Consider the following 13059-nt stretch of genomic DNA (forward strand, 5'->3'; position numbering starts at 1 on the left):
GGGCGGAGAAACCCTGCTTCCGGCGAAGCCAAGGCTAGCGGGCCTCAAGGTCCTCAAGAGTCTTTCCCTTGGTGTCCGAAGACAACAGGGTGGCCAGCGCCGAGACGAGGCAGATGCCCAGAGTGGTCAGGCCGATGACCATGGGGATGTTCGCTGATCCGGGAGGAGCCATGGCAGTGAACAGGCTGGGGAAGAACGAGGCGATCATGAGGCCGATGTTTTGCGAGACTGCGAAGCCTGTCACCCGCATCCGCATGGGGAACTGCTCCTGGAAGAACGTGGCGAAGGTGGCGTTCCACATCTGGAACAGGATGCCCTGAACGATGACAACGCAGACGAAGATCAGCGGCAGGCTACCCTGTTCGATCGCCCACAGGTACACCATGGTCAGCAAGCCACCGGCTATGCCGCCTGCAACCATGAGTGTCCGCCGGCCAATCCGGTCCGACAGTGCCCCGAACAAAGGGATAGTCAGCACTGCGGCCACGTTTGCTGCCATGGTTACCCAGAGGAATTCGCTGCTTGAGAAGCCGTTGCCATAGCTCTTCTGGGTGGCGAACGATACGCCGAAGATCAGGGTGGCCATGCCGATGACGTTCGTGAACGTCATTGCAACGCAGCGGACCAGGACCCACGGGTGGGTGCGCAGGAGGTCTGCGAGGGGGAACCGGCGTTTGGTGCCGGGCTCTTCCGACTGCGCCAGGTATGCAGGCGGCTCCTGCACGCGGCGGCGGATAATGTAGCCGGCCAAAATCACGACGGCGCTGAGGAGGAAGGGCAGCCGCCAGCCCCAGGAATGGAACTGGTCATCCGGCAACAGGGCGGCGAGCGGAATGAGGACAGCCGTGGCGAGGATGGATCCCACCTGCGTGCCCTGAAGGCTGAAGCTCGCGAAGAAGCCGCGCCTGGCATCGGGGGAGTGCTCTACGATCATCGCGCTGGCACCGCCGAGTTCGCCAGCAACGGCGAAGCCCTGGATCAAGCGCAGGATTACCAGGAGGACGGGCGCCAGAAGCCCCACCTGGCCGTAGGTTGGCAGGAGTCCTACCGCGAAAGTAGCGAACCCCATGAGCAGCATTGCAAAGACCAGGACCTTCTTGCGCCCATGCCTGTCACCGTAAGCACCCAGGACTACTGCGCCAAGCGGGCGGGAGACGTATCCCACGGCATAGGTGGCCAGGGAAGCGATGATGCCTACGGTGGGGTTCTCCGTGGGGAAGAAGATCGTTGGGAAAAGCAGCGTCGCGGCCAGGGAATAGAGCGCGAAGTCGTAGTACTCCAGCGCGCTTCCGATCCAGCCGCTCATTGCGGCTTTCTTCGGGTCCTTCCGGCCGATGGCCTCGTCCTGGGTGGAAGGGGTATCCCTCCGGTGCGTGACGGTCATTCGCTGAACTCCTTTGTCGTCGTTGGCAAGGAACAAAAACTCTTCCAATCCAGGACTGAACAATGCGGTGCTCATTCAGCATGGTGAAGGTTACATGTGGATCGACTTGAGTCTTGAATCGATTCATTAATCATACGATGTGACCTGCGATACGTCAAAGGTCCCTGTGAGGGGAAACGCACGACGGCGGCAGGTCGCCACGGTTCCCAGGGAACCGCTGGTTCCTCGGAACCGAAAGGGCGACCAGCCGCCGTCGTGACTCAGCCGTTTGATCGAAGAGTCAGGCCATCGGGAGAATGACCGTGGTTACCGCGAAACAGGAAGTCTTGCGCTGGATGACATGTCCAGCCGTGCCTGCAGTTCCGAAACGGTGGGTGGGTTGGCTCCGGAGCGGCTGACCGTGATTGCTGCGGCCATCGAGGCAGTTCTTCCGATGGTTTCCAGTGCTCCCGGCGCAAATCCCTCTTCGCCCTCTGCCAAAAGGCCGAAGATGAGTGCGGACATATAGGAGTCGCCGGCGCCGATGGTGTCGGCAACCTCGGTTTTCACGGAAGGGATGCTGAGCTTCGCATTCTCCGTGGCGAGGAGGGCGCCGTCAGCGCCGAGGGTGATGACGGCAAGGCGCGCACCATGTGCGAGCAGGCGGGACGTGACCTCGTCCGGAGACGACGTTGGGTAGAGCCAGTGGGCATCTTCGTCGCTGAGCTTTACGACGTCCGTAAGCGGGAGCAGGTCCTCGAAGACTCTCTTCGCTTCAGCATGGCTACCAAGCAGGGCAGGGCGGATATTGGGGTCATACGTGACAAGGCACGACTTGTGTCCTTGCTCAAGAAGGGAGCGGACGGCGGAGGCTCCCGGGGTCAGGAACGTTGCGATGGATCCCGTGTGAAGGACTTTCGGGATCATGGCGGGCGCCACTGGAGCCAGCTCCCAGGCGATATCGAACTCGTAGCTGGCCGAGCCATCTGCGGCCAACGTGGCAGTAGCGGTGGCTGTGCGTTCAAGGGACGTTGAACCCGGAAGGAGCCGGACGCCTGCGCTCTGGAGGTGGTTGGTGATGGCGTTCCCGTGGTCGTCCTCGCCGATTGCTGTGAGCAACCCCGTGGATACGCCGAGCCGGCCGAGGCCATAGGCGACATTCGCCGGGGATCCTCCTGGATAGCTGATGGTTCCTTCCGGGGTATTAACGATGTCGATCAGGGCTTCGCCGATCACAACAACATCCAGCTGGTCTTGGGCGGAGGGGCCGGGGGGAGGCTTGTGCATCTCGGGTTCTTTCGTCGGTACCGGCTGGCTGGCCGGGTGTGGATCCGTCCGCGGACCTGTGGGCAGGTCCGCGGACGGAGAAGGGGGTTCCGCTGGAGCGGATTGTGCGGTGCTGGAACGGAAGGTGGGCGGTGCCCGTCAGGCTTTGGCCGCACCTGTCATGATGGCGACGGCGTCGGTCATGGTGTGGGATTGCGGGGTGATGGTGGCCGCGCATTTGCCCAGGCGCTGGATGTGGATGCGGTCGGCGACATCAAACACGTGGGGCATGTTGTGGCTGATCAGGATCACAGGCAGGCCACGGTCACGGAGGTCGCGGACCAGCTGCAGTACCTGGTTGGATTCACGAACCCCCAGTGCCGCCGTCGGTTCGTCAAGGACGACCACCTTGGATCCGAAGGCCGCGGCGCGGGCGACGGCGACTGCCTGGCGCTGGCCGCCGGAAAGGTTCTCCACCGGCACGGTGACGTCCTGCAGGGTGGAAATGCCCAGCCGGGTGAGTTCTTCCTTGGCCTTCCTGCGCATGCCCTTGGTGTCGAGGATCCGGAACAGGCTTCCCAGGGGCCCGGGAAGGCGTTCTTCACGGCCGAGGAACAGGTTCGAGGCGACATCCAGGGCCGGCGAGACGGCCAGGTTTTGGTAGACGGTTTCAATGCCGTGGAGCCGGGCGTCCTGTGGCCGTTTGAAGTGCACCTGCTGACCGGATACGAAGATTTCTCCTGTGTCCGGAACTTCGGCGCCGGTGAGGCATTTGATGAGCGTGGACTTGCCGGCACCGTTGTCGCCGATGATGGCCAGGACTTCGCCGGGGTAGAGGTCAAGGTTCACGCCGTCGAGGCCAACCACCCGGCCGAAGGTCTTCACGAGGTTCCTGGCTTTAAGGATGGGCTCGCGGGTTTCGGTCTGTGAGGCTGCAAATTCAGTCATGGTCATGACTTGACCTTTCGGATCCACTGATCGACGGACACGGCAATGATGATCAGGATGCCCACCGCGAGGGTCTGGTAGAGGACATCCAGGCCGGCCAGGGAGAGTCCGTTGCGGAAGACGCCGACGATCAGCGCCCCGAGCAGCGAACCCCAGATGGAGCCGCGGCCACCGAAGAGGCTGGTTCCGCCAATTACGACGGCGGTGATGGAGTCAAGGTTCAGGTCGACGCCGGCGTTGGGGCTTGCGGCGTTGGTACGGCCGATCTGGATCCATGCGCCGACGGCAAGGACTGCGCCCGCGGCAAGGTAGACGCTCATGAGGACGCGGTTGACGGGAATACCGGCCAGACGGGCTGCTTCCTTGTCATCGCCTACGGCGTAGACGTGCCGTCCCCAGGCGGTTTTGCCCAGGATGAAGGCGACGGCGATGTAGAGCAGGAGCATCATGACGACGCCGGTGGAGATGCGGACTGGCCCGATCGGGAAGGTGCTTCCCAGCCAGGTGAGTACGCCGGGCATGGCGGATCCGCGGACGGTGCTGCCGCCGGAGTAGAGCAGGGTCAGGGCGATGAAGATGTTCAGGGTTCCCAGCGTGACGATGAACGGCGGGAGCCGGAATCGTGTCACGAGGAAACCGTTCAGGGCGCCTGCACCAAGTCCCACGATCAACCCGGCGATGAGGGCCAGGGGACCTGGGACACCGCTGCCGACGGCCATCTGCGCGATCACCATCGAGGACAGGATCATGACCGCGCCGACGGAAAGGTCGATTCCGGCGGTCAGGATGATGAGGGTCTGGGCGATGGCCAGGGTTCCGACGACGGCGACCTGCTGGGTGATCAGGGAAAGGTTTTCCACCCGCAGGAAGCGGTCGTTGAGGAGTCCGAAGACCACCACCGCGATCAGCAGGACAATGGCCGGACTGAGGGCGGGGTAGCGGTGGAGGATGTTGCGGATTCTGCTGAGCGGCGTTTGGCGGTCAAGGAATTCCTCGGCCAGGTCAGCGTGCCCGGCGCTCGGGGGGCCGGCGGTCTGTTGCTGGGTCACTTTAGCTTGCTCCTGAACTTACTTGCCCCAGCAGATCTGGGAAGCGTCGGTGGTGGTGATGCTCTTCACGCCGTCCACGGGCTTGTCCGTGACGAGCTCCACTCCGGTGTTGAAGAAGTCCAGGCCTTCGGAGTTGGCGGGCTTCTTGCCGGTCTTCGCGAGGTCGACAATGGCCTTGACGCCAAGCTCGGCCATCTTCACCGGGTACTGCTGTGCCGTGGCGCCGATGACGCCGGACTTGACGTTGTTCACGCCTGAGCAGCCGCCGTCAACGGAGACGATCAGGGCGTCTTTTTCCTTGCCCGCGGATTTCAGTGCTTCGAAGGCACCGGCAGCTGCAGGCTCGTTGATCGTGTAGACGACGTTGATGTTGGGGTTCTTGGCCAGCAGGGTTTCCATGGCAGTACGTCCGCCGTCTTCGGCGCCCTGGGAAGCCTGACTGCCGACGATTTCGTACTCGCCGCCCTTGCCGCCGGTGTACTTGCCCGTTTTGGCTTCGTCGCCGTTCTTCTTCTTGTCGGCGGTGTCGATGCCCATGCCGGTCAGGAAGCCCTGGTCACGGTTATAGTCAACGGACACAACCTTGTCATCGAAGAGGTCCACAAGTGCGATCACAGCTTTCTTGCCCGCCAGCTGCTGGGCCGTCCACTTGCCGATCAGCTCACCAGCGGCGAAGTTGTCCGTGGCAAACGTGATGTCAGCGGCGTCGGCAGGGTCCGGCGGGGTATCCAAGGCAATGACGAACAAGCCTGCGTCCTTGGCCTTCTTCAAGGCATCCACCACGGACGGGCCGTTGGGGGTGATGAGAATTCCCTTATCGCCCTTGGAGATCGCGTTTTCGATGGCCTGGATCTGGGTGTCCTCGTCACCATCGGCCTTGCCTGCAGCAAGCTTCAGATCAACGCCGTCAGCTTCGGCAGCCTTCTTGGCGCCATCCTGCATCGACACAAAGAACGGATTGGACGTGGTCTTCACGATCAGCGAAACGCCGATCTTTTCATTGCTGCCCGCGCTGGACGAAGGCGAGGAGCCGCCGCCGCAGGCAGTCAGGCTTAGCGCGCCCAGCGTCAGTACTGCACCAGCGGCAAGAAGGCGGGTCTTTGCCGACCTCGAAGCTTTGGAACTCAACATTGAAACTCCTGTTTTTTGTGGCTGCTCATGGCGAGTGATTCCCCCATGACAACGTTGTCAGCTAACATGTAACCAAGCTCACACAATGCAGTCAAGTGTTAATTGAAGTTGAGGAGTGTTTCTTTGACAACGGTGTCTAATCGTTACCAATCCGATCCTGCGCGCAGGCCGCCCACGATGAAAAACGTCGCTGACCTTGCCGGGGTAGGCATCAAGACGGTCTCAAGGGTGGTCAACGACGAACCAGGCGTTTCGGAGGAAACCCGCCAGCGGGTCCTGCGGGCAACGGAGCAACTTCAATACCACCTGGACATCACCGCCGGCAGCCTGAAGCGATCCGGCCGCAAGACCCAATCCATCGGATTGTTGCTTCCGAGCGTGTCCAACCCCTTCAGCGGCGAGATCCACCGCGCCATGGAAGATGCCCTTGGAGAGCGGGGGATCGCAGTCTTCGCCTCCAGCCTGGATGACGATCCGAATCGCGAACGGAAGCTGATTTCGGCTTTCCTGGGGCGTCGGGTGGATGGACTTGTTCTCACTACCATCGCCAAGAGCCAGGCGTACATGATCCCCGAACACTCCCGGGACCTGCCGTTGGTGTTCATCGACCGCGAGCCCGTGGGTATCGAGGCGGATGCAGTAGTCACGGATAACGAAGTGGGCGCGGCGACGGCTGCTGCACATCTCATCCAGCATGGCCACACCAAGTTGGCCTATCTTGGGGACCGCACCGATATCCAGACCGCCGCGAAACGGCGGACAGGGTTCCTGAACGAGATCGGCAGCTCCGGCATTGCGACCTCCACGGTTGCGGTCCGCGAGAATCTTCACGACGAGGAAACGGCCCTCCGGGCTGCACAGGAACTGCTCACCTCAGAGAACCCTCCCACGGCGATATTCTCCAGTCAGAACCTTGTGACTTTCGGTGCCATGCGGGCACTGAAAACCCTCGGTATGCAGCATCAGGTCGCCTTGGTCGGATTTGACGACTTCACCCTGGCCGACATGATGGAGCCCGGAGTCACCGTCATTGCCCAGCACCCTGAACGGATCGGAAAGCTCGCTGCCGAGCGGATCCTTGCAAGGATCGACGGCGACAGCCGCCCGCCGCAGACGTATGTCGTCCCGACGGAACTCATTCCCAGGGGTTCGGGCGAAATATTGCCTCCGAACTAACCAACAACCATTCAATCGACCAAAGGACCGGACATGACGAAAACCTTGTACGCGGAATTCACCGTCAAGGAAGGCAGCGAAAACAGGGTCGCTGAAATGATGACAGAACTCGCAGGGCACGTCCGGCAAGAACCGGGCAACGTCACGTTCCTGCCCTACACGCGCGAAACCAATCCGCGGGAATATTTCGTGTTCGAGGTCTACCGCGACGAGGAAGCCTTCCAGGAACACATCACCGCAGAATACGGCCGAAAATTCAACGCCGAACTGGCCGAACATATTGAAGGCGACGGCTCCGTCCTTACTTGGCTCAACGCCGTATCGTAGCCTTCCGCCCGGGCATGCCAGACTGGACGCATGTTTCGCCGTCCTGAGAAACCGCGCATTTTGTCCACGAGCGACGACGCCCAGCCCCTTTCGCCCGGAATCGACAAGGGCCGTCATCTCGCGGTCAGGCTCGACGACGCGTGGCTGAGGTTCCAGACGCGCCTCGCCATCCGGCGGGGTCGGGTGGAAACGGTCATCCCGTACACCGGATACGGCACAACTTCCTGGGTCCGCGTGCTGGCACGGGTTGTCCGTAGTGACCCCCGGGACGCCGCCGGCCATGCCAACCCCTTGCAGGAGAGCATGCGCGGCTGGCGGAACTTCATCAGTGCACCCGTTGCACACGCCTCCGTACAGGTAACGATTGCCGGCACCGTCCACGACGTCGAAGCCGATCGTGGAGGCGTCGTCGATGTCCGCATTGAGGCAGCACTGGATCCTGGCTGGCACACGATCACCCTGCAATCGGGGAGTTCCGGAATCGTTGAGGCTCCGGTGGAAATCGTGGCGGATGACGCAGACTTCGGTGTGGTCTCCGATATTGACGACACCGTGATGGTGACAGCCCTTCCCCGGCCCTTCCTGGCAGCCTGGAATACTTTCGTGCTCAATGAGCATGCGAGGACACCAACGCCGGGAATGGCCGTCCTCTACGAGAGGATCGCCAGGACGGCGCCGACGGCCCCGGTGCTGTACCTGTCCACCGGGGCCTGGAATGTGGCGCCCACGTTGTCACGGTTCCTGTCCCGCAATCTCTACCCTGCAGGGCCGAAGCTCTTGACCGACTGGGGACCTACCCCGGACCGCTGGTTTCGCAGCGGCAGGGAGCACAAGCGCACATCCCTGGAACGCCTCGCAGAGGAGTTCCCCCACATCAAGTGGCTGCTTGTAGGCGACGACGGACAGCACGACGAAGCCATCTATTCCGAGTTTGCACATCACCACCCGCAGAACGTCAGGGCAATCGCCATCCGGCAGCTCTCAGTAGGTGAGGCGGTGCTCGCCGGCGGCAGGTCGAAGTCCGGGGGACAACCTACGCCGGGAATCCCTTGGATCTATGCTCCGGACGGTGCAGGGATGTCCGCGCAGCTGGAGGAACTTGGCATCATCCATAGCAGCGTGCGCTCAGCGGACGAGCCGGAGCAGGGCGACTGAACGGCGGCTGCGGGCCGGGACCCCGCAGGGCTGTTGGTGCGGCCACCACCAAGAGCAGAATGAACACATGGTCAATGCCTCGGTGTCTGAAGGCCTGGCTGCGGGTGATCACTTCCTCGCTGCTTCCGACTGGAATGCAGCGGCAGAGGCTTTCGAGTCCGTGCTGGCGATCCAGGATGATCCTGCAGCGCACGATGGTTTGGGACGCGCGCTGTGGTGGCTTCGCGACGTTGATCGCTCCATTGCGGAGCGCACAGCTGCTTACGCCGGTTTTCGTCGGCTGGGCCAGGACTCTCCGGCATTTCGTACGGCTCTGTGGTTAGCCCGCGAATACGCGGATGCCTTGGGTAGCGAGGCGGTCAGCCGGGGTTGGCTGGCACGGGCGGAGGGCCTTGCGTTCCGCTTGCCGGAAGGCGCCGAACGGGGCTGGATGGCGCTGACGCGCGGTTTGCTACGGGCCGACCCAGCCTCTGCGGGTGATGATGCCAGGATTGCGCTTGAGTTGGCGCGCAAGTGGAATGACCCGGACCTTGAGGCCGTGGCCCTCGCCCTCCAGGGCCTTGGGACGATAGCCTCCGGGAACGTGCTGGAAGGCATGACGCTGGTTGATGAGGCCATGGTCGTGGCAACCGCCGGGGAAGTTCACGATCAGATGATCTTCGGCGACGTGTGCTGCATTGTGACGCGCGCCAGCGAAGAAGCCTGCGATACATCTCGACTCAGCCAGTGGAATAAGACCGTCCTGCGCTTCATGCAAAGTACAGGCCATCCGGCCTTGCTGGAATTCTGCGGTACGTGTTGCGCGGAGATATTCCTTGCCGCCGGTGACATTGCGAGCGCCGAGGGCTGGCTCACCAGGACGCTGCATGAATTGGACCAAGGCGGTCATCGTGCACGTTGTGTGCACCCCGCTGCCAAGCTGGCGGAACTGCGACTCCTGCAGGGCCGGGTGGAGGAGGCAAGCCGATTGCTCGCTGGCTTCGAGGATCGGCCGGACGCCTTGCGCGCAACGGCAGCAGTCCGGCTTGCGCTGGGCGACACTGCAGTTGCCGCAGCGCTGCTGCATCGCCGGATCCACTACGTCGGAGGTGGGCTGCTCACGGTGCCGCTACTGGCGTTGCTGACCGAGGTCCAGCTGACACAAGGTGACGTCGGCCAAGCCCGAGCGACAGCCGAACGTCTTGATGAAGTCGCAGCCCGGACGCAATGGCCCCGGTCACTTGCGGCATCGCATCTCGCCGCTGGTCGCGTTGCAGCTGCCCTGGGGGACGTGGCCTCGGCACGTGAACGGCTGGACGCAGCAATTTCGATTTTTGCTGAGCTCAACATGCCCCTTGAGGCCGCGAGCGCCCATCTATCGCTGGCCGGAGCCCTGCGTGAGACGGACCCTGAAGTGGCTGTTCACGAGGCGGGAGCGGCACTCGCGGCGTTCGACGACGCGGGTGCCGGCGGCATGGCAGACAAGGCAGCAGCGCTTCTTCGCGCCCTTGGCGGCCCCGCCCGCACGGGGCCGAAGGCGCTGGGTTTGTTATCGCGGCGCGAACGCGAAGTGCTCAGCTTACTTGCCGAGGCCCTGACCAACAGCGAGATCGCTGATCGCCTGTTCATCAGCGCGAAGACCGCCGAGCACCACGTCAGCAGCATCCTCGCCAAGCTCCAAATGCGCAGCCGGGGCGAAGCGGCAGCATTCGTCCTGCGTCAATCCCCCAAAGAGTAGGGCCTTAAATAGGGGATGCTCCCCATCCTTTCCTGCCGCCGTCGCCGCATGCTTTGACTATCCGCAAAAAGCCAACGGGAGGTGCGGAATGAAGCAGCAACGAACAGCAGGCAACGTCCTCGATCGTGAAATCGCCGTGACAGTCCATCAACATGCCACTGTCCCGCCGGACATCGTTTTCGACGTCCTCGCTGATCTGCCCCATCACATGATCTGGGGAGGGGCCGAGGCATCCACGCTTCTGTCCATGCAGGCCCCTCCTGGGCAGGCAACCGCCGGAACGGAGTTTACTTCCACGGCTGAGGACCGAATCTGCCGGATGAGGGATTCGTCTGTGGTCACGGAAGCGCTTCGGCCCTGGATGTTTGAACGGGTCACTGAGTCCGCTCTGGAGTCAAAAAAGCATGGGACAAAGGCTGCTTGGCTCCTGGTCCACCGTTACGAAATTGAAGCGGCTGCGGAACAGAGCGACGTCACCTATACCTGCCGGCTGGTGCGGGCCAGTGGGCTGCCGGGTCTGTTGGCCATGTTTGGTTTTCCTGTTCTCAGGTCACTCGCTGTGCGTGAGTGGGCGCGGGCAAGCAGGGAAGGATTGGGCCGGCTCATCGCTGCGGCAGAAACCACGGCGCGGGCCTGAACCCGCGCTATCACAAAGAAGGAGCAAGGAAATGGCAAAGCTATCGATTGATGACCAGAGCGCCCGCGTTGAGCGCATGACCGGCTACGAGGGCCGATACCGGGAGGCCGACGGATACACCATCGCCTTTGAAACGTTCGAAGAGGGAGGCGACTTCACGCCGTTCTACAAGGGGCTGCCGGATGACCGGTGCCAAAGCCACCACTGGGGATACGTGGTCAAGGGCCGACTCGCCATGCACTTGCCTGATGGCGACGAGATCGTCGAAGCCGGCGAAGCGTACTACACGCCGCCCGGGCACACTGATGAGCTTGATCCAGGGACCATTCTGGTGGAGTTCAGTCCTACTGAGGAACTCGCCCGCACCTTGGCCGTCGTCGAGCAGAACCTGCAATCGGAAGTTGGCTAGGCCGGGCACGCTGGCAATGTCAACGTGCCAGCTCGGTTCGTTGCGAAGGTCCGCCACATATTGGAAGACCTCCTCCGGTGTGCGGGCTATGACAACGCTCTCTGCGGATTTGATCATGACTAGGTTGCGCCTTTCGCTTCCAACTTCTTCAGGCCCATTCGCAGGGAGCTTGCCACTGGCGCACCCCGGGTCACGACGATCATGAAGGTGGCCACTCGCCCCATCAAACTGGTGGGCCTGCGGTTCCACGTGATGTGAATGCGTGAACCGCCAGAGTCATTGGGTGTGATTCGCGCGCTCACGTAGCTTCCCGGCGCGCAGAAATTACTCTCCTGGACCGTCCACTTCACTTCGTCGGGGTTTGCCCAGTCGTAGTGTTCCTTGGCCCAGATCACGCCACCGGGGGCTTTGCTGCCTTCTCTGATGTCCGCGAAGGTCTCACCCACCTGGTAAACCTCGTACATGGGAGGGTAAATACCTGGCCAGATCTCCGGCCGACGCGGGCTAAAGTCCAGCAATGCCTCCCGTACCTTCCCCGGCGGGACGACGGTATCCAGATCCACTTCCACTTTTGGCATGTCAGCTTCCTCACCTGATGCTTCCAGTGTGGTCGTTTCTCTTGGGCGTGCAAGAGGTTTGGCAGGGGCTAGCCGCCCGTCTGGCTGAGCACCCCGACGTCCTTCGGCGAACCGACTGAGCCGCGGCGCACGAGTCGCGCCTCCAACGGCGGTCCAGCGGGCGAGGAAGATTTTCTGCCCTCAATCTGCCGGATCAACGCAGTGGCGGCAGCCATTCCCATGTCGTAGACGGGCTGCGCAATGACTGTGAGCGGGGGAGTGGTGAGACGGGTCCAAGCGAAATCGTCGTACATGATGAGGGACACATCCGAGGGGATGGAGAGGCCCGATTCCTGGATGGCCTCCACAACGCTCAAGGCGATGAGGCCGTCGGAGGCAATGATGGCAGTGGCAGCATCCGGCCCCTGGAGCAGGTCACGGGTGATTCGCATGATGGAGTCCGCGTCGCCGGCATTGAGCCGGACCAGGTCTACCGGCTGGCCGAGGCCTTCCTCCTCGAAGGCGCGGCGGATTCCCTCAAGGCGGTCCGAGATCTGCGAGGAATCCAGCGGCATCCCCGCCACGTAGGGCCCGTCTGTCCGAACGGTTGAGACGAACGCGATGCGTCGGTGGCCTGCTTCGATGAGGTATTTGGTGGACTCGTAGGAGATGGCGCCCATGTCCACGGCGAAGGTCTCGACGTCGAGTCCTTCGGCGGCGCGGTCCAGCAGGACCAAGGGCCGGCCAGAGTCGCGGACTTCCTTCAAATGTGAGGTTTCCACTGATGAAGCGGGAGCAACGATGAGCCCATCAACCCGCTTGTCCAGAAGCACTTGGACGGCGTCCACCTCGGCGGCCCGTTCTTCGTCGGTGTTGATGAGGATGACGTTGTAACCGCTCTTCTTCGCCGTGTCGGTGATGCCTCTGGTGGCCAGGCCGAAGTGCGGGTTTTCGATATCGCCCACCACTACGCCAATGGTGTTGGATTTGCCCGTGTTCATGCTGCGCGCAAGCTCATTTGGGCGATAGCCAAGCGCCTCGGCTGCGGCGAGGACCCGTTCCCGAACGTCCTCGCTGACGGCGCCATAGTTGCCCAGTGCGCGCGCGGCTTGGGCCTTGGAGACTTGGGCGGCTTTGGCGACGTCGGCAACTGTCACGTCCCGCCGTCGGGATCCGTCAGTACTCATGTTCACCTTTCCGAAGTGGTGTTGACGCGGCTTGTGACTTCCGCTACATTTTCAATCAATCGATGTGAGTCCGGTCTCAATCCTAAGGGCTGAGACCGGACTCAACAAGACCTCGCATCGAGTTAGACCCCAAAAGC

13 protein-coding genes are annotated in these 13059 nt (G+C 62.2%); 6 read left to right on the top strand and 7 right to left on the bottom strand.

From position 1 onward, the window contains the following. Positions 1-34: 34 nt before the first annotated feature. The 5 genes from LDN82_RS02755 to LDN82_RS02775 form a co-directional block, all read right to left on the bottom strand. Positions 35-1384, bottom strand: coding sequence for an MFS transporter (locus tag LDN82_RS02755; RefSeq protein ID WP_224166286.1), 1350 nt, complete (start codon positions 1382-1384; stop codon positions 35-37). A 306-nt stretch (positions 1385-1690) separates the two neighbouring features. Beyond that, positions 1691-2650 (bottom strand): carbohydrate kinase, encoded by a 960-nt coding sequence (locus LDN82_RS02760; protein WP_224166287.1) that lies wholly within the window; start codon positions 2648-2650, stop codon positions 1691-1693. 138 nt (positions 2651-2788) lie between these two features. Next, a complete protein-coding gene (locus tag LDN82_RS02765; protein WP_224166288.1) occupies positions 2789-3583 on the bottom strand; it encodes an ATP-binding cassette domain-containing protein in 795 nt (264 codons plus the stop codon). Further along, positions 3580-4626 carry an ABC transporter permease gene (locus tag LDN82_RS02770; protein WP_224166289.1) on the bottom strand — a complete coding sequence of 349 codons (1047 nt, stop codon included), beginning with the start codon at positions 4624-4626 and terminating at the stop codon, positions 3580-3582. Before LDN82_RS02770 ends, LDN82_RS02765 begins: the two co-directional genes overlap by 4 nt. 18 nt (positions 4627-4644) lie before the next feature. Then, a complete protein-coding gene (locus LDN82_RS02775; protein ID WP_224094087.1) occupies positions 4645-5757 on the bottom strand; it encodes a substrate-binding domain-containing protein in 1113 nt (370 codons plus the stop codon). A 177-nt stretch (positions 5758-5934) separates the two neighbouring features. Between LDN82_RS02775 and LDN82_RS02780 the strand changes: the two genes are divergently transcribed. The 6 genes from LDN82_RS02780 (at position 5935) to LDN82_RS02805 (ending at position 11178) form a co-directional block, all read left to right on the top strand. Further along, on the top strand, positions 5935-6933 hold the full coding sequence (locus LDN82_RS02780) for a LacI family DNA-binding transcriptional regulator (RefSeq protein ID WP_224166290.1): 999 nt from the start codon (positions 5935-5937) through the stop codon (positions 6931-6933). Positions 6934-6966: 33 nt separating this feature from the next. Beyond that, positions 6967-7260 (top strand): putative quinol monooxygenase, encoded by a 294-nt coding sequence (locus tag LDN82_RS02785; protein WP_224094090.1) that lies wholly within the window; start codon positions 6967-6969, stop codon positions 7258-7260. Between the two features lie 30 nt (positions 7261-7290). After that, positions 7291-8415 carry a phosphatase domain-containing protein gene (locus LDN82_RS02790; protein WP_224166291.1) on the top strand — a complete coding sequence of 375 codons (1125 nt, stop codon included), beginning with the start codon at positions 7291-7293 and terminating at the stop codon, positions 8413-8415. Between the two features lie 67 nt (positions 8416-8482). Beyond that, positions 8483-10132, top strand: coding sequence for a LuxR family transcriptional regulator (locus LDN82_RS02795; protein WP_224166292.1), 1650 nt, complete (start codon positions 8483-8485; stop codon positions 10130-10132). Positions 10133-10220: 88 nt separating this feature from the next. After that, a complete protein-coding gene (locus tag LDN82_RS02800; RefSeq protein WP_224166293.1) occupies positions 10221-10769 on the top strand; it encodes an SRPBCC family protein in 549 nt (182 codons plus the stop codon). A gap of 31 nt (positions 10770-10800) precedes the next feature. Further along, on the top strand, positions 10801-11178 hold the full coding sequence (locus LDN82_RS02805; RefSeq protein ID WP_224166294.1) for a hypothetical protein: 378 nt from the start codon (positions 10801-10803) through the stop codon (positions 11176-11178). 119 nt (positions 11179-11297) lie between these two features. On the opposite strand, the gene LDN82_RS02810 is transcribed toward LDN82_RS02805, so the two are convergent. Both LDN82_RS02810 and LDN82_RS02815 read right to left on the bottom strand, forming a co-directional pair. Next, complete coding sequence (locus tag LDN82_RS02810) at positions 11298-11756, bottom strand: hypothetical protein (protein WP_224166295.1); 459 nt, start codon at positions 11754-11756, stop codon at positions 11298-11300. A 68-nt stretch (positions 11757-11824) separates the two neighbouring features. Then, a complete protein-coding gene (locus LDN82_RS02815) occupies positions 11825-12922 on the bottom strand; it encodes a LacI family DNA-binding transcriptional regulator (protein ID WP_224166296.1) in 1098 nt (365 codons plus the stop codon). Positions 12923-13059: the final 137 nt, after the last annotated feature.

Source organism: Arthrobacter sp. StoSoilA2 (genome assembly GCF_019977195.1).
In the GTDB taxonomy this organism is placed as follows: domain Bacteria; phylum Actinomycetota; class Actinomycetes; order Actinomycetales; family Micrococcaceae; genus Arthrobacter.